16 protein-coding genes are annotated in these 17,274 nt (G+C 62.3%); 11 read left to right on the top strand and 5 right to left on the bottom strand.

Features of this window, described 5'->3' with window-relative positions:
• Positions 1–23: 23 nt before the first annotated feature.
• The 3 genes from AC1D2G_RS18785 (at position 24) to AC1D2G_RS18775 (ending at position 1,509) form a co-directional block, all read left to right on the top strand.
• On the top strand, positions 24–440 hold the full coding sequence (locus tag AC1D2G_RS18785; protein ID WP_457154423.1) for a GFA family protein: 417 nt from the start codon (positions 24–26) through the stop codon (positions 438–440).
• Between the two features lie 81 nt (positions 441–521).
• A complete protein-coding gene (locus tag AC1D2G_RS18780; RefSeq protein ID WP_095085124.1) occupies positions 522–881 on the top strand; it encodes a diacylglycerol kinase in 360 nt (119 codons plus the stop codon).
• Between the two features lie 40 nt (positions 882–921).
• Positions 922–1,509 (top strand): hemerythrin domain-containing protein, encoded by a 588-nt coding sequence (locus tag AC1D2G_RS18775; RefSeq protein ID WP_477415840.1) that lies wholly within the window; start codon positions 922–924, stop codon positions 1,507–1,509.
• Positions 1,510–1,570: 61 nt separating this feature from the next.
• On the opposite strand, the gene AC1D2G_RS18770 is transcribed toward AC1D2G_RS18775, so the two are convergent.
• Positions 1,571–2,158 (bottom strand): DedA family protein, encoded by a 588-nt coding sequence (locus tag AC1D2G_RS18770; protein ID WP_477415838.1) that lies wholly within the window; start codon positions 2,156–2,158, stop codon positions 1,571–1,573.
• Positions 2,155–2,718, bottom strand: coding sequence for a DUF1003 domain-containing protein (locus tag AC1D2G_RS18765; protein ID WP_457154852.1), 564 nt, complete (start codon positions 2,716–2,718; stop codon positions 2,155–2,157). Before AC1D2G_RS18765 ends, AC1D2G_RS18770 begins: the two co-directional genes overlap by 4 nt.
• A gap of 192 nt (positions 2,719–2,910) precedes the next feature.
• Here AC1D2G_RS18765 and AC1D2G_RS18760 point away from each other — a divergent pair, with 192 nt between their 5' ends.
• The 6 genes from AC1D2G_RS18760 to gltX all read left to right on the top strand — a co-directional run bounded on the left by AC1D2G_RS18760 (position 2,911) and on the right by gltX (position 11,063).
• Positions 2,911–3,630 carry a DNA-3-methyladenine glycosylase I gene (locus AC1D2G_RS18760; protein WP_477415836.1) on the top strand — a complete coding sequence of 240 codons (720 nt, stop codon included), beginning with the start codon at positions 2,911–2,913 and terminating at the stop codon, positions 3,628–3,630.
• A gap of 113 nt (positions 3,631–3,743) precedes the next feature.
• Entirely contained in the window at positions 3,744–5,420 is a 1,677-nt protein-coding gene (locus AC1D2G_RS18755) for an NAD+ synthase (RefSeq protein ID WP_477415834.1), read from the top strand.
• Between the two features lie 52 nt (positions 5,421–5,472).
• Entirely contained in the window at positions 5,473–5,883 is a 411-nt protein-coding gene (locus AC1D2G_RS18750; protein WP_477415954.1) for a GNAT family N-acetyltransferase, read from the top strand.
• Between the two features lie 391 nt (positions 5,884–6,274).
• Positions 6,275–8,080, top strand: coding sequence for an ABC transporter ATP-binding protein (locus AC1D2G_RS18745; RefSeq protein WP_477415832.1), 1,806 nt, complete (start codon positions 6,275–6,277; stop codon positions 8,078–8,080).
• A 266-nt stretch (positions 8,081–8,346) separates the two neighbouring features.
• A complete protein-coding gene (locus AC1D2G_RS18740) occupies positions 8,347–9,528 on the top strand; it encodes a hypothetical protein (protein WP_477415830.1) in 1,182 nt (393 codons plus the stop codon).
• 161 nt (positions 9,529–9,689) lie between these two features.
• A complete protein-coding gene (gltX, locus tag AC1D2G_RS18735) occupies positions 9,690–11,063 on the top strand; it encodes a glutamate--tRNA ligase (RefSeq protein ID WP_477415828.1) in 1,374 nt (457 codons plus the stop codon).
• On the opposite strand, the gene AC1D2G_RS18730 is transcribed toward gltX, so the two are convergent.
• Complete coding sequence (locus AC1D2G_RS18730; RefSeq protein WP_477415826.1) at positions 10,981–12,183, bottom strand: DUF2865 domain-containing protein; 1,203 nt, start codon at positions 12,181–12,183, stop codon at positions 10,981–10,983. The two genes, gltX and AC1D2G_RS18730, sit on opposite strands and share 83 nt — an antisense overlap.
• Before the next feature lie 209 nt (positions 12,184–12,392).
• On the opposite strand from AC1D2G_RS18730, the gene AC1D2G_RS18725 reads away from it, so the two are divergent.
• A complete protein-coding gene (locus AC1D2G_RS18725) occupies positions 12,393–13,013 on the top strand; it encodes a DUF1287 domain-containing protein (protein WP_477415824.1) in 621 nt (206 codons plus the stop codon).
• Here AC1D2G_RS18725 and AC1D2G_RS18720 read toward each other — a convergent pair whose 3' ends face one another.
• Both AC1D2G_RS18720 and AC1D2G_RS18715 read right to left on the bottom strand, forming a co-directional pair.
• Positions 13,014–15,338, bottom strand: coding sequence for an NADP-dependent malic enzyme (locus AC1D2G_RS18720; RefSeq protein ID WP_095085105.1), 2,325 nt, complete (start codon positions 15,336–15,338; stop codon positions 13,014–13,016).
• Between the two features lie 176 nt (positions 15,339–15,514).
• Positions 15,515–16,294 carry an SDR family oxidoreductase gene (locus AC1D2G_RS18715; protein WP_477415822.1) on the bottom strand — a complete coding sequence of 260 codons (780 nt, stop codon included), beginning with the start codon at positions 16,292–16,294 and terminating at the stop codon, positions 15,515–15,517.
• A gap of 120 nt (positions 16,295–16,414) precedes the next feature.
• On the opposite strand from AC1D2G_RS18715, the gene AC1D2G_RS18710 reads away from it, so the two are divergent.
• Entirely contained in the window at positions 16,415–17,230 is an 816-nt protein-coding gene (locus AC1D2G_RS18710; RefSeq protein WP_095085153.1) for a UDP-2,3-diacylglucosamine diphosphatase, read from the top strand.
• Positions 17,231–17,274: the final 44 nt, after the last annotated feature.

Here is a 17,274-nt window from a genome sequence, read left to right as displayed (position 1 = left end):
CAGGTTCTTCAAGGAGGGGCGAAATGAGTGACAGTCACGGCGGATCGTGTCTGTGCGGAGCGGTTCGCTTCAGAACCCGCGGAGCGCTGCGTGGCGTCGTCTATTGTCATTGTTCGCAATGCAGGAAGCAGAGCGGACATTTCTACGCCGCGACCAATGTTGCAGACGCCGACATTGTGATCGAGGGCGGCGAAAGCATCACCTGGTACGAAGCGTCTTCCTTCGCCAGGCGCGGTTTTTGCAAGGCATGCGGGTCGCTGCTGTTCTGGAAGCCGCGGGACCAGGGCTACGTTTCGGTCATGGCGGGATCGTTCGACGTGCCGACGGGCCTTGAGGGCGAATGCCACATCTTCGTCGGCGACAAGGGCGACTATTATTCGATCGACGACGGGCTGCCGCAGTTTGAAAAGTCGACGCCGTCCATACCGGTCGCTGAATGAATCTTGGACAAATCGCCTTATTCCATTGATCTGGCCAGCCATTGCATTATCCCGTGCCGGTGATTCGCAAAGGGGTTTGGCATGCAGCGGCTGATCGACGCTTTTTTCAATTCAGTGCGGGCGTTTCGCAAGCTGGCCGTCAGCGAGAAGGCTTTCCAGCAGGAGCTGATGCTGCTCGCGCTCGCCTTGCCGCTCGGCTGGTTCGTTTCGATCTCGTGGCGTGGCTATGCCTTGCTGATCGGAGCGGTGCTGCTTCTCATCATGGTCGAAGTGCTGAACACAGGCATCGAGGCGGCCTGCGACGCGTTCAGCCGCGAGTTCAATGTCGATATCCAGCTAGCCAAGGACTGCGGTTCGCTGGCGGTTCTGATTTCGGTGATCATCGTCGCCGGCGTCTGGGGCATCGCCATCATCGAACGCATCACCGGGCTACCGATCTAGCATCCCGGCTCCTACATGACGGTAACTAAGGGAAACCGTCATGTCTGAAGTCACAAACCTTCTGCTTCTGGAGCGCAAAGGGCTACCGGACGATTTGCGCTGGCTGGCCGAGACATACCCGCGCGAAAACTGGCAGGGCCACGCCAACATCCGCGGCGTCGCCAATATGTGGCTGCAGCGTCACGACATGTTCCGCGAACTCGGCGGCATGCTGACCAACGGCATTGGCGACTACCGCGAAGGCAGGCTGACAGCGCCCGACTTCGCGCGCTGGTTCGCGCCACGCCTCAACCATTTTCTCGGCAATCTCGATGGCCACCACAATGTCGAGGATCATCATTATTTCCCGGTCTTCGCCAAGGCGGAGACGCGGCTGAAGCGCGGCTTCGAGATCCTCGATGCCGACCATCACACCATCCATGAAGGTCTGGAGCGCAATGCCGAGGCCGCCGACGCCTTCATCAAGACGCTTCAGAAGAGCGAAGACAGACAGCGCTTTGCCGCCGACGCCTATGCCGACGAAAACAGCCGGCTGATCGCCATGCTGACCAGGCACCTTGCCGACGAGGAAGACCTGATCATCCCACTGATCCTCGATCGGGGTGATGTCGCGCTTGGTATTGACTAATGCATGTCGCTCAAAGTGCTTGGCGGCTTTGGGGCAACGACATGCATGGAAACCAAAGGTCTCAGCTTTCCCTGGTCCGTTCCTTTTTCGCGACGTGGCGGGCGACTAGCCAGGCAAACACGGCCACCGTCAAACCAATGCCAAGCCCGACCAGCAACCGCTCGTGATGCATCAATGCCTGGCCGACGAAGTGTTCGGCCCCCAAACCAAAGACATAGCCGACCGTGCTGAACAGCACCGCCCAGATCACCGATGACATGGCGTTGAGGATAATGAAACGCGGCGCCGCGATGTTGGAAAGGCCGGCCGCGATGCCGCCGACAAGGCGCATGCCGTAGATGTAGCGGTTCGACAGGACGAAGATGTCGGGATGGGTGTTGAGCAGGCGAAAGGCCCGGCGGAAGCCAGGCCGCCTGCGCAATCTGACGACATAGGGATGGTCGGCAAAGCTTCGTCCAAGAATGAAGAAGAAGGTGTCGCCGACGAAGGCGCCAAGGGCGGCCGCCAGGACGGTATGCCAGAGCACGAAGACTTGTTGGTGCGCGAAGAAGCCACCGAGGATGGCCGCACTTTCACCCTCCGCGACACAGCCGAGGAAGACGGCGAGCAGTCCGTATTGTTCGATGAGGTGATGGATCGTTTCGGTCATGAAGACGGCTGCTGCTGCGACAGCCTTTCGTCGATCCGCTTGACGAGGTCGGCCAGCCGCGCCATCTCGTCGCGCATGCCGAGAATCTGGCCGTGGCGGAGTTCGTCCAGCTTTTCATGCAGCGCCATGATCTCGATCTCGGCTTTCAAATTGACCTCGTAATCGTGGGCGGCGTCGATGCGGTCGCGTTCGGTCTGGCGGTTCTGCGCCATCATGATCACCGGAGCTTGCAAGGCGGCGATCATCGACAGCACCAAGTTGAGGAAGATGAACGGGTAGGGGTCGAAGGCGTCGCGCGACAGGAGCCAGACATTGCCGGCGGTCCACAGGACCAGGAACGCGATGAAGGTCAGGATGAAGGACCACGAGCCGCCGATGCGGGCAATCGTATCGGCGAGGCGGTCGCCAAAGGTCTGATGAAAGGCGACGGCCTTGTTGGTGTCCCGCGAAATGGTGGTGCGTTCGAGCGTCGATTGCAGCACTCGGCTTTCGAGCTGGCTGAGGCCGTCCGGCCGTCGCTTGAGCCAGCGGTTCGCCAGGTCGTCGATCGTCTTGTTCATGGCCGTCTCCAAGGTCTTGGCTTGCCCAAAGCGCGTCGCGTTGAAACGGATTCAAGCGACGCGCTGTAGGTCTTTGTTCTCATGCATGTCGTTGTCTCAAAACCGGGGCCACTTTTGAGCGACATGTACTAAGAGGTAGAGGCTGCCGGCCCTCACGGGAAGTGTTACATTGTCGCGAACAGCGAGGGATCGATGGCCGATTTTCAGAAAATTCGCCTGCGTGCGGCAAAACGCAAGGGCGGTGAGGCGGAGCTTTCGTCACTTTTGGGGCCGGTGCCCGACAATGCCGCCGTGGCTGACATCGCGGACGATCGCATTCTGTCTGTTATGGCCGAGCGCGTCTTTGCCGCCGGTTTCGTCTGGCGCGTCATCGAACAGAAATGGCCGGGCTTCGAAGAAGCCTTCCTCCACTTCGAGCCGAAGCGGCTGTTGTTCCAGCCCGATGATTTCTGGCATGATCTGACCGCCGACCAGCGCATCGTGCGCAATCCGCAGAAGATCAAATCGGTGCGCGACAATGCAGCCTTCGTCGAGCGGGTGTCGAAGGAATATGGCGGTTTCGGCAAATTCCTTGCCGACTGGCCTGCGGACGATCAGGTCGGCCTGATGGCCTATCTCGGCAAGCATGGCAGCCGGCTCGGCGGCAACACCGGCCAGTATTTCCTGCGCTGGCTGGGCTGGGATGCCTTCGTCATTTCGCGTGATATGGCGGCGGCACTGCGCGATGCCGGCCTCGACATCGCCGAAAGCCCGACCTCGAAGAAGGATCTCGACAAGATCCAAAACCAGATCAATCAATGGGCGGCGCAGACGGGTCTGCCGCGCCGGCATATTTCGCGCATCCTGGCGATGTCGATCGGCGACAACCATTCGCCGGAAGCGCTGCGCGAATATATGGGCGGCGACGACTGATCCCAGCCACGATCTGACATTCGGTCTGGACACGAACGACATATGTCATTCGGTCTGGATTGGTCCAAACGAACGCCATTGCTCGGGCAAATTTGCCGCGCTAAGTCATCAGCATGACCAAGAAGCTCGACATCCTGCGCATCGCTGTGGCCCAGCTCAATCCGACTGTTGGCGACATACCAGGCAATCTCGCCAAGGCGCGCGAGGCGAGGGCGGATGCAGCCCGCCAGGGCGCCGATGTCGTGCTCTACACCGAGCTCTTCCTCGCCGGCTATCCGCCGGAGGATCTGGTGCTGAAGCCGGCTTTCCTGAAGGCCTGCGAAAAGGCGGCGCAGGACTTTGCTGCCGATACCGGCGATGGCGGTCCGGGCGTCATCATCGGCACGCCGCTGAAGCGCAAGAGCGGCACGCACAATTCGATCGTCTTCGCCGATGGCGGCAAGATTATCGCCGAGCGCTACAAGCTCGATTTACCGAACTACGGCGAATTCGACGAAAAGCGCGTCTTCCAGGCTGGACCCGAGATCCAGGGGCCGGTCAATTTTCGCGGTGTGCGGATCGGGATTCCGATCTGCGAGGACATCTGGGGCGATGTCGGCATCTGCGAGACGCTGGCCGAAAGCGGGGCTGAGATCCTGCTGGTGCCGAACGGCTCGCCCTACTATCGCGCCAAGATCGATGTCCGCCATCAGGTCGTCATCCGCCAGGTCATCGAATGCGGGCTGCCGATGATCTATGCCAACCAGCTTGGCGGCCAGGACGAGCTGATCTTCGACGGCGCGTCGTTTGCCATCGGTTCCGACAAGACGCTGGCCTTCCAGATGAGTCAGTTCGAGGAAGCGGTCGACGTCACCACCTGGAAACGAACGGATGGCGGTTGGATCTGTTCTGAAGGGCCGATGTCGAAGATCCCGGACAGGGAGGAGGCCGACTACCGCGCCTGCATGCTCGGCCTGCGCGACTACGTCAACAAGAACGGTTTCAAGAACGTCGTGCTCGGCCTGTCGGGCGGTATCGATTCGGCGATCTGCGCGGCGTTGGCCGTCGATGCGCTTGGCGAAGAACGCCTGCGCGCGGTGATGATGCCGTATCGCTACACCTCGAAGGACTCGCTGAAAGATGCCGAGGATTGCGCCCGCGCGCTAGGCTGTCGGTATGACATCGTGCCGATCTTCGAGCCGGTCGAGGGCTTTCTGCACACGCTGACGCAGCTTTTCGAGGGCACCAAGGAAGGCATTACCGAGGAAAATTTGCAGAGCCGTGCGCGCGGCACCATCCTGATGGCGATCTCCAACAAGTTTGGCTCGATGGTCGTCACCACCGGGAACAAGAGCGAGATGTCGGTCGGCTACGCCACGCTCTACGGCGATATGAACGGCGGCTTCAATCCGATCAAGGACCTCTACAAGATGCAGGTCTACGCGCTGTCGCGCTGGCGCAACAGCCACGTGCCGCCGGGCGCGCTCGGGCCTTCGGGCGAGGTCATTCCGAAGAACATCATCGACAAGGCGCCGTCGGCGGAATTGCGCGAGAACCAGACCGACCAGGATTCGCTGCCGCCCTATCCGGTGCTGGACGATGTCCTCGAATGCCTGGTCGAGAACGAGATGGGGGTCGACGACATCGTCGCACGTGGTCACGACCGGGCGACGGTGACACGCATCGAGCACCTGCTCTACATCGCCGAATACAAGCGCCGGCAGGCGGCACCGGGCGTGAAGATCACCCGGAAGAATTTTGGCCGTGACCGCCGCTATCCCATCACCAACCGTTTCAGGGACCGCAGCTAGATGGCGGTCGTGGACCGAAAGCTCGCGCCATCTCGCGGGCAAGGGTACAGCCGTGCCCGAGTGTGAGATCAGCTTCGACATATCACGGATCGATTTCCGTGCGATATCCGACCTGTTGATGGCCAGCTATTGGGGCGCCGGGCGCAACGATGAGTTCCATCGGCGAGCCTTTGCAAATTCGCTTTGTGTGGGCGCCTATCTAGATGGAAAACAAGTCGGTTTCGGCCGGGCGATCACCGATCGCATGGTGTTTGCCTATCTTGCCGACATCATCATCTGGCCGGAGCATCGCGGGCAGGGCATAGGGTCGCGACTGGTCCAGGCACTCATCGACCACCCCGAACTCAGCACGGTTTCGCACTGGAGCCTGTCGACCAGCGACGCACACGGGGTCTATGAGAAACTGGGCTTCAAGGCATCGACGGATGGTCGATACATGCGCCTCGATCGCATTCCGCAATGACGAGCGTGCGACCATGGCGACATCCGCCGTTGTTGCAAAATAACCTCAGTGCTTGGACCAGATAGACTTTCGACATGAGCCGATCTTGGCGATGCATCGGGGCGTCTTTATAAGGACCGTTCCGCGATTCATTTGCGGGAGGTCCGAATGGCAGTATTTCAAATGGTAATGCGAGGCCGCGAAGCCTAGGTCTCATCCGGCGCTCAGCGAGGGTCTGCCCTCGCGCTGATGCCGGATTGAGCACAGGCTTATGCCGATGCCGGTCGCCGCCCGATTACGGGCGAGACGCCAAATATGCCACTCCGCATTCTGGGCAATCGCTAGCCCCTTGCGCGGCTTCTTCAATTTTCGACCTTACTGGGATCGGGCTCGTTTGCGCCCGAATGACATCATGGCTCGTTTCAGAATCGATTTGCGCGCGAGCGCCTTTCGCAGCGTTCTTGGTTTCACGCTCACCCATTGGCGGCGTCAGCCGTGGCGGCTTTCGCTCATCATGGGCGGCTTCCTGTTGTCGACGCTGGCCGACGTTTTGACGCCGCTTTATTCAGGCCGGCTGGTTGACGCCGTCGCCAGCAGCGCCGGCGCCGATGCCTTTGCCTGGAATGCCGCGATGACCGCGTTCTCGATGCTGATGGCGCTGGCGTTGACCGGCGTCGTGCTGCGCAACCTTGCCTTCATGGCGATCGTCGAGCTGACGCTGAAGATGATGGCCGATATCGCCGCTGACACCTTCCATCGCGTCCAGCGCTTTTCCACCGACTGGCATGCCAACAGCTTTGCCGGCTCGACCGTGCGCAAGGTGACGCGCGGCATGTGGGCGCTCGACCTGCTCAACGACACGATCCTCATCGCGCTGCTGCCGTCCGTCGCTATGCTGGTTGGCTCGACGCTGCTGCTCGGCTGGTTTTGGCCGCTGATGGGCGTGGTCGTTGCCGCCGGATCGGTGCTGTTCATCGCGGTGACGGCGATGTTGTCGCTCGGCTATGTCGCACCGGCTGCGCGGCTCGCCAACACCTGGGACACGCGCCTCGGCGGCTCGCTGGCCGACGCGGTGAGCTGCAACGCCGTGGTCAAGGGATTTGGCGCCGAGGAGCGCGAAGAGCGACGCCTCGCCAGGGTCGTCGCCAAATGGCGTGCGCGCACGCGGCGGACCTGGGTGCGCGGCACCATCAACGGCACCACGCAAGGGGCCCTGTTGCTGGTCATGAGAGCCGCGGTGATCGGCCTGGCGTTGATGCTGTGGTCGTGGGGGCAAGCGAGCGCCGGTGACGTTGCCTTCGTGCTGACGTCGTTCTTCGTGCTGCAGGGATATCTCAGAGATATCGGCACCCATATCCGCAACCTGCAGCGTTCGATCAACGACATGGAGGAGCTGGTCGAGTTCCAGTCCGAACCGCTCGGCATCGAGGACCGGCCCGGCGCCAAGCCGATCCGGATCACGCAGGGGGCTATCCGCTTCGACAACGTCACCTTTCATTACGGCAATCACCGATCGCCGCTTTATCGCGACTTTTCGGTCGATATCGCGCCGGGTGAACGTGTCGGCCTCGTCGGCCATTCGGGTTCGGGCAAGACGACTTTCGTCAAGCTGATCCAGCGGCTCTATGACGTCAATGCTGGAAGAATCCTGGTCGACGGCCAGGACATCGCGCAGGTGGCGCAAGCGTCGCTGCGCGGGCAGATCGCCATCGTCCAGCAGGAGCCGATCCTGTTCCACCGGTCGCTGGCCGAGAACATTGCCTATGCCCGGCCGACGGCGACGCAGGATGAGATCGAGCACGCGGCGCGGCTGGCGAGTGCGCATGACTTCATCGCCAACCTGCCAAAGGGCTACGGCACGCTTGTCGGCGAACGCGGTGTGAAACTGTCGGGCGGCGAGCGTCAGCGCGTGGCAATCGCGCGAGCTTTCCTTGCCGATGCGCGCATCCTGATCCTGGACGAGGCGACATCGAGCCTCGATTCGGAATCGGAGGTCCTGATCCAGCAGGCGATGGAACGGCTGATGGTCGGGCGCACGACGCTGGTCATCGCGCACCGGCTTTCGACGGTGCGGGCGCTGGACAGGCTGCTGGTCTTCGATCGCGGCAAGATCGTCGAGGAAGGCTCGCATGACGGGTTGATCCGGCTGAAGGGCGGCATCTATCGCCGGCTGTTCGAGCGTCAGGCGCTCGAACTGACCAAGGGACTGGTCATCTGATCTGAAGTGGCCTCCGGCTTCGGCCGGAGGCCACTTCTATCAGGCTCCCTCGCGGTTGCAACAGAGCGCGCTTTCGTCAGTCGGTTGGAGTGACGCGAAGCGGTAATCCAGGGCGTTCCAGATCCTGAGTTTTGAGACGTCGTGTTTACGTTGTTTCTACTACTGGTTGGTATACATCTACTTTAGGCAAGCCAGAGACGGTCCGTGCATATCCTGGAATCCGGCTAACCTGCGCAGGATTTTGCCTGCGACAGACAGGCTTCACGATGCATCTTGTTTCCGCAAATACGGGTCCGGAAAAAGTGGCTACGCCGTCGGTGCTGGAGGCTCAGCACGGCTCGGTTCGGCCGCTCGCTGCCGAAGATCTCGAGAGCGTCGCCGCACTCTTCCTGGCGAAGTTTCGCCAGCGGCGGCGTCACCTCCTCGATCGTGCGATCGCGGAGACGGCCGAATATATGAGAACGATTTATCTTGGGCCTGCCGGCCAGCCCGGTGAGAGCAACGCTCTGGTCCAGATCAGCCCGCAAGGACGTCTAGGTGGGTTCCTCGGCGTCCTGAAAGCCCGCTACGAGCTCAACGGAACGGCATTGAATGCGGCAATCATCGGTCCGCTCATGGCCGACCCCGGCACCGATCACGGCTCGGCCGGACCGCAATTGCTGCGTGCCTTGAATCAAGGAAAATTCGATCTGCAGCTGACCGATTCGGCCAACCGGACATCCTTGGCCTTCGCGCGCCCGATGAAGTATCAGCTGCTGCCGGTCCATTGTCTGGGATGGACCTGTGTTTTCCGGCCGGCCGCTATGGCCGCCGCCGCACTGCACCGCAAATGGCCTGGCCTGCCTCGCTTGGCGACCGATCCCTGCGCGAGAGCATTCGATGTTCTCGCTAAAGGAAGGTTCGAGCACCCCGTCCCGCCTTCGTCGTCGCATCGTGTCCACCGTGAGCCGATCGATGCAGCGCAATTTGCCGAGCGGCTTCCGACCCTCCTGTCCGATTACTCGCTTCGGCCGAGTTGGAGGGATGGCGAGCTGACACGGCTGCTCGCGCTGGCGGCCGAGAAGCGGGCCGACGGGCCACTTCATTTCGGCGGGACTTACGACGAAACGGGCAAGATGCTCGGCTGCTACGCCTTCTACGGTCAAGCCGGCGGCATCGCGAACCTGTTGCAAATCCAGGCTTCAGGATCCCATTGGGGCGCGACGCTGGATGGCCTTATCTCGGCCGCGTGGGATATGGGCTGCGCGGGCATCACCGGGCAGACGCAGAGCAGATTCATGCCCCAACTCTTCGGCTACAAGAATGTCTTCTTCCGCTATGCCGGCGGGACGATGGTTCGCTCGCGGATCGCTGAGGTCACGGAAGCGGTCCGCTCCGGCGACATCTTTATCGGTGGGTTGATGGGCGACCGCTGGACCCGCCTCAGTTCCGATGACTTCGGCCGCTGATCGCCTTCGACGACTTGTTCGTCGGCGCCAGCACGCATGTCTATACGCCGACTGAGCCCACGCCGCCCCGGTCTTTTCATTGCGCGCGTCCTGTTCTATGTCTGCCGCACCGCGCGGGGGCGCGTCTTGTCAATCACAAAAGCATCCGGTACGCCCCGCTCATGACAGTTACCGTTCGTTTCGCCCCGTCACCAACCGGCCGCATTCATATCGGCAATGCGCGCACCGCCCTGTTCAACTGGCTGTTTGCCATGAACAACAAGGGCCGCTTTATCCAGCGTTTCGACGACACCGACATTGCCCGCTCGAAGCAGGAATTCTCAGACGCCATCCTCTACGATTTGCATTGGCTGGGCATTTTCCCGGATGCCACCGAATACCAATCGCGGCGTTTCGAGGTCTATGACGCGGCGGTCGAAAGGCTGAAGGCGGCCGGCGTTCTCTACGCCTGCTACGAGACTCCGGAGGAGCTCGACCTCAGGCGCAAGGTGCGCCGCACGCGTGGCCTGCCGCCAGTCTATGGCCGCGAGGCGCTGGCGCTTTCGCCGGAGCAGATCGCCGAATACCAGGCCGATGGGCGCCGCCCGCACTGGCGCTTCCTGTTGCCCAATTTCTCAGGCGATCCACTGCAACCCGAACGTACCGAAATTCACTGGAACGATCTGGTGCGTGGCGAGGAAACCGTCGATCTTGCCTCGCTTTCGGACCCGGTTCTGGTGCGCGAGGACGGCACCTATCTCTATACGCTGCCTTCGGTGGTCGACGACATCGAGATGGGCGTCAGCCATGTCATCCGCGGCGACGACCACGTCACCAACACCGGCGTGCAGATCGCCCTGTTCCAGGCGCTGGCTGCAGAACCGCCGGTGTTCGGCCACCACAACCTTTTGACCACGGCATCGGGCGAGGGGTTGTCGAAACGCACCGGCGCGCTCTCCATCGAGAGCCTGCGCGAGGACGGCATCGAGCCGATGGCCGTCGCTTCGCTCGCCGTGCTGGTCGGCACCTCGGAGAATGTCGCGGCTGTGCCAACGATGGCCGAACTCGCCGAACGCTTCGATCCGGCGGCGACATCGAAATCYGCGGCCAAGTTCGATCCTGACGAGCTCTTCGTGCTCAACCGGGCGCTGTTGCACCATATGCCGTTCTCCGAGGCACAAGACCGGCTGATCGTGCTCGGCGTCTCGGGTGACCAGGCCGAGCCGTTCTGGCTTGCGGTGCGCGGCAATCTCGACAGGCTGGCCGATGCGACAAGCTGGTGGCGCACCTTGCGCGAGGGCCCGCAGGAGAGGCCGGAATTTTCCGACGACGACCGCGATTTCCTGGGTCAAGCGTTCGACCTGCTGCCGGAGGAACCCTGGAACGGGACGGTCTGGAAAGAGTGGACGGGCAAGATCAGGGAAGCAACCGGCCGCAAGGGCAAGGCGCTGTTCATGCCGCTGAGGCTCGCGCTTACCGGACTGCCTTCGGGGCCGGAGCTTGCAGATTTATTGCCGCTGATGGGTCGGGAAGGAACGTTGGCCCGACGACCCTGACCTTGCGTTGGTCCGGTGGCAACGCGGAGACCGGCGACGTCACCGGCTTGGCGGAAAGTCGCTTGATCGCCTCGCGGTCGAGTCCGCCCTCCACATTGGCCAGGGTTTCCGGATCGGTACCCGGATCGGGCTTGGTAGCTGGAACCGGAATGGACGGTGTCGCATCCGTTTCGGGCCGGGACTGCTGAGGATTCGGCGGGTTGCCGGCGATGACCTGGAAATTCCGCGCGGCGTTGCAGCCGCAAGCCGGCGGCCGCGGCATGTTGGACTGCTTGTAGAGATAGGCGGTCGGCAATTCGCTGTAGGGCCGGCCGGTGACCGATGACGTCATCTCAGCCGAAGCGTCATCCATGCCGCGCGAATAGAAAACCTGCATCTCTGTGCCAGGGCAGCTTGATTCACAATTCTTCTGGTCGCGCTCGAAATCGCTCGTCGAAGCCGAATTCGACATCGGGAAGAAATAGCCGTCGCAGGTGCGCACGCACGTGGTGTGGAACTCGCCGCCGCCGACGCTCGAAAAATCCGGTACGCCGGGCCGGTTGAGCACCCTGCTGACATCGGGCTCCTCGCCCGGATCGTCAGGCTCATCGAGCGCATCGAGCTGCTGGCTGTTGCCGCCGAAAAGCTGTTCGAACAGGTTTGCGTTGCCGTCTTCGCGGTTCGCCTCCTGCAGCGGAGCGTTCCGCGGTGCAAAAGTGTCGTCGCGGCAGCCCTTGGCCTCGAGCGCCGCCAGGATGCGGCCACGGTCGCGGCGCGAGCCGCCGCTGGCGAGCTTGGCGCGCTTGGCCTGCAGGCTATCGAGATTGGCATTCATACGATCGATGGTGGCGTTGAGCCCGGCGCATTCTCTGACATTGCGGCTGAACAGCGAAAAGCCGCAACCGGCGCTGCTGGATTTGCTGCGGGCCCTGGATATCTGTTCGCGCTGCCTTTCGATTGCCGCGTCGTATTTGCGGATCAACGCCGGGCCACCGCCGCCGCGTGAGGCCGCGGCAAGATCGGCTTCCAACTGGCGGCAGACGCGTGAGGCGGCCTGCGGCTCGGTGACCGCGATGGCTGAAAGCACGAGCGCGCCAAGCAGCGCAGCAACATGCGTCAGCTTCAACCTTTCGCCCGTCATGTCCGAAAACCCCGCCTGCTTGCCTGCGCGATGCTACCGGATTCGCGGTTAATCGTTTCCTCAATCTACAACCAAAGATGGTCCTAGCCCAGAGACGCGCCGTCGCGGATGTTCGGGTAGAGTCACTGCCACAAAATCCCGACGCCGCATGAAAAAGGCGTATTCGCCCAGAAAAAATGCCTGAATCCAGCGCGACCCGGAGGCTTGGCATGACCGCGATTACCCGTCGAACCGCGCTACAGCTCGCTCTCTTGTGCCTGGCGGCGCCCGCTGCCATGGCGCAGGAGGAGCCCGATGCGCCGGACTGGCGCAGTCGACTGGTAGACGCCGCGCGTGAGCAGATCGGTGTCACCATCCTCTACGACCCAACCTATATGCGCTTGACCTATCCGGGTGGCGATGTCGCGCCGGAGCGGGGTGTGTGTACCGATGTCGTGGTCCGCGCCTATCGCCGCGCCTTCGGCCTCGACCTGCAAAGGCTGGTGCATGAGGATATGTTGGCTGATTTCGCGGCCTATCCGAAGATTTGGGGCCTGAAAGCGCCCGACCGCAACATCGACCACCGCCGGGTGCAGAACCTTGCCGTCTTTTTTGGACGGCGTGGTGTTTCCATGCCGGTCAGCCAGGATCCCGTCGACTTTCAACCGGGCGATCTCGTTACTCAGATGCTGCCAGGCAACCTGGCGCATATTGCCATCGTCTCATCAAATCGTTCAGCGGAAGTGCCGGAAAGGGCGCTGGTCATCCACAATATCGGTCAGGGCGCCCACGAGGACGACACGTTGTTCGCCTTCAAGCAGACCGGGCATTTCCGCTTCGCGCCTGCCTGATCAGCCCAGATTGACGACCGCCTGTGCCTTGTGAGCGGCTTCGACCACGGCAAGCGCTGTCATGTTGACGACGCCGCGCGACGTGACCGACGGCGTCAATATATGCGCCGGCATATCGGTGCCGAGCAGGATCGGCCCGACATGCAGTGCGTCCATCATGGTCCTGAGGGCGGACAGCGTGATGTTGGCGGAATCGAGGTTGGGGAACACCAGCAGATTGGCTTCGCCCTTCAGCCTCGAGTGAGGATAAACGCGCTGGCGCAGATGCTCGGACAAAGCCGTGTCCGCGTGCATCTCGCCGTCGCACTCCAGTTCGGGCGCGATGCGCGCCAGGATCGCCGCCGCTTGCCGCATCTTGAGCGCGCTCGGCGAATCGCGCGAGCCGAAATCCGAATGCGACAGGAGCGCCGCCTTCGGCTCGATGCCGAAGCGCTGGATTTCTTCGGCCGCCAGCACCGTCATCTCGGCGATTTCCTCGGCGGTCGGGTCGACCGAGACGTGCGTGTCGGTCAAGAAGATGATGCCGCGTTGCGAGATCAGCATCGAAAGCGTCGACAGGTCGTGGTCCTTGATGCCTAGGCGGGGGCCGATGATCAGGGTGACGTTGCGCAGGTGCCGCTCGAATCGTCCTTCGAGGCCGCAGACCATGGCATCGGCATCGCCACGCTTCAGAGCCAGTGCGGCGATCACCGTGTTGTCGGTACGCACCATGGTACGGGCGGCTTCCGTCGTCACGCCGCGCCGGCCGGCGAGCTCGATCAAGAGGTCGACATAGTTGCGATAGCGCGGATCGTCCTCCGGATTGATCAGGCCGAAGTCGACACCGGGCTTGATACGCAGGCCATAGCGTTTCAGGCGCACTTCGATGACGTGCGGGCGGCCGATCAGGATCGGTTCGGCGATGCCTTCCTCGAGCACCACCTGGGCGGCGCGCAGCACGCGCTCGTCCTCGCCATCAGCATAGATGACGCGCTTGGCGGTCGATGCCTTGGCGGACGAGAACACCGGCTTCATCACCAGGCCGGAGCGGAAGACGAAGCGGTTGAGCTTGTCGATATAGGCAGCGAAATCGGTGATCGGCCTTGTCGCGACGCCAGTGTCGCAGGCTGCCTTGGCGACGGCCGGGGCTATGCGCAGGATCAGGCGCGGATCGAAGGGCGAGGGGATCAGGAAGTCTGGCCCGAAGATCGGCGTCTCACCGGAATAGGCGCGGGCTGCGACGTCGGAGGGCTCTTCGCGGGCCAGGGCCGCGATCGCCCGCACCGCCGCCATCTTCATCTCTTCGTTGATGGCACTGGCGCCGCAGTCGAGCGCACCGCGAAAGATGTAAGGAAAACACAGGACGTTGTTGACCTGATTGGGAAAATCCGACCTGCCGGTGCAGATCATCGCATCGGGACGGGCGGCGCGTGCCGCTTCCGGCATGATCTCTGGATTGGGGTTGGCCAGCGCCAGGATCAGCGGTTTCGGCGCCATGTGCTGCAGCAGTTCCGGCTTCAGCACACCTGCCGCCGACAGACCGAGGAAGACATCGGCGCCAGGGATCACGTCAGCCAGCGTGCGCGCGTCGGTGTCCTTCACATAGGGGTCTTTCCAGCGGTCCATCTCGTCGACGCGGCCCTTGTAGGCGACGCCGAAACGGTCGGTGACCCAGATGTTTTCCACCCGCGCGCCAAGCGAGACCAGCAGATTGAGGCACGCAAGGGCAGCCGCGCCGGCGCCCGAAGTGACGATCTTGATATCCGAAATCGTCTTGCCGGCGAATTCCAAGCCGTTGAGCACGGCGGCGGCAACGATGATGGCGGTGCCATGCTGGTCGTCATGGAAGACCGGAATGCCCATGCGGGCCTTCAATTGCTCTTCCACTTCGAAGCATTCCGGCGCCTTGATGTCTTCAAGGTTGATGCCGCCGAAGGTCGGTTCCAGCGCCGAGATTGTCTCGACCATGCGCTCAATGCCCGGCGCGTCGATCTCGATGTCGAAGACGTCGATGCCGGCGAACTTCTTGAACAGGACAGCCTTGCCTTCCATCACCGGCTTGGAGGCGAGCGGGCCGATATTGCCGAGGCCGAGCACCGCCGATCCGTTGGAGACGACGCCGACCAGATTGGCGCGCGCCGTATAGTCAGCGGCGGTCGCCGGATCGTCGCGGATTTCCAGGCAAGGGGCGGCGACGCCTGGAGAATAGGCGAGCGCAAGGTCGCGCTGGTTGCCGAGCGGCTTGGTCGCCTGGATTTCGAGCTTTCCCGGCCTTGGGTGCTTGTGGAAGTAGAGGGCGGCTTCGTCGAGGTCCGAACGTGCCGTCTTCTTGGTCTCGCCTTCCATGCCGGCCGCTCCCTCGAAATCTGCCTGGAGAGTCCTTTTAGCATGCGGCCAAGGTTTGTCGCGACGCTAAATGACGCGCCGGCAGCTTTACCCGGCGGCGCGTCTAAAACACCATTATATCAGATGTTTATGCCGATTTCATCGCATATGAGTCTTGCTGCGTACAGGCGCGTCGATCAAAAGGCGCTGACATAGAGGCCGCCGTCGACCGGTATGTTCTGACCGGTCAGATAACCGGCATGGACCGAGCACAGGAAGGCGCAGATCTGGCCGAATTCCTCCGGCGTGCCGAGCCGCTTGGCCGGAACATCGGCGCTGATGCGGGTCTTGCGCGCGGCAGCCGCCGCTGGATCCTCCGGTGTGCCCGCCTCGTGCGGGCCACGCAGCCGGTCGGTGTCGAGTTTGCCCGGCAGCATGTTGTTGATGGTCACGTTGCGGTCGATCACCGTTCGCGCCACGCCGGCAAGGAACGAGGTCAGGCCGGCGCGCGCGCCCGACGACAGGTCGAGGCCGGGGATGGGGACGTAGACCGACAGCGAGGTGATGTTGACGATGCGGCCAAAGCCGCGCGCTGCCATGCCGTCGATGACGGCCTGCACCAACTCGACCGGCGTCACCATGTTCTGGGTGACGCCTTCAAGGATCTTCGCCCGATCGAGCTCACGGAAATCACGCAGTGGCGGGCCGCCATTGTTGTTGACGAGGATATCGGGTTCGGGGCACGCGGCGAGCAAAGCCTTCTGCACCTCCGGCTTCGAAACGTCGCCAACGACTTCGGCAACCGTCACGCCGTAGCGCTCGCGCAGCTCTGCGGCGGTCTTGGCCACCAGCTCCGCATTGCGCCCGTTGACGACGATGTCGCAACCTGCCTCGGCCAGTGCCATGGCGCAACCGCGCCCAAGCCCCTTGCTCGAAGCGCAGACAATGGCTTTCTTTCCGCGAATGCCGAGATCCATGATGATTTTCTCCTTGTGAGCCGGCGGCAAGCTAGTCCTTCGGCTGGACCAATCGCAACCGTCATACGGTTGTTGCATGAATCGGGGCATAGCCTGCGCGAAAGCAAGGGTGAAATCGCGATGTCAGGCCAAGAGCCCCGCACTTTCCGCAGCATGTTCATTTCCGACGTTCATCTCGGCTCGAAGGCGGCCAAGGCCGAATTCCTGATCGATTTCCTTCGATATCACGACGCCGACATCATCTATCTGGTCGGCGATATCGTCGATGGCTGGCGGCTGCGACGGAGCTGGCACTGGCCGCAAAGCCACAATGACGTCGTCCAGAAATTGCTGCGCAAGGCGCGCAAGGGCGCCAACATCACCTACATCGCCGGCAATCACGACGAGTTCGCGCGCCAGTTCCAGGGCGTGCATTTCGGCGGCATCGTGGTCGCCGACCGCGCCATCCACGAGACCGCCGACGGCAAGCGGCTGCTCGTCATCCATGGCGACCAGTTCGACACCGTCGTCCACAATGCGCGCTGGCTCGCCTATCTCGGCGATCACGCCTATGACGCGGCCATGCTGGTCAACCGCGTGGTGACGCGACTGCGCCAACTGCTTGGCCTGCCGTACTGGTCGTTCTCGTCCTGGGCCAAGGTCAACGTCAAGAAGGCGGTGAATTTCATCGGCTCGTTCCAGACCATGCTTGCGGAAGAGGCGCGCCGCTCGCATGTCGACGGCATCATCTGCGGCCATATCCATCACGCCGCCATCGAGAATTTTGGCGATGTCCAATACATCAACACCGGCGACTGGGTGGAAAGCTGTACGGCGGTGGTCGAGCATTTCGATGGTCGCATGGAAATCCTGACCTGGGCGCAGGTGCTGCCCGAGGCGCCGGACGAACCCTTTATCCCGTTGCTCCTCGAAGACCGGGTCGGGCAGGCGGCCTGACGCGGATCAATCGATTAGGCCAACCGGTTTCGCCCGGTTTTCGC

The organism is Mesorhizobium sp. P2_C7, from assembly GCF_056404515.1.
The sequence above is the reverse complement of the archived record's forward strand: the minus strand, read 5'-3'. Positions and strand labels throughout refer to the sequence as shown.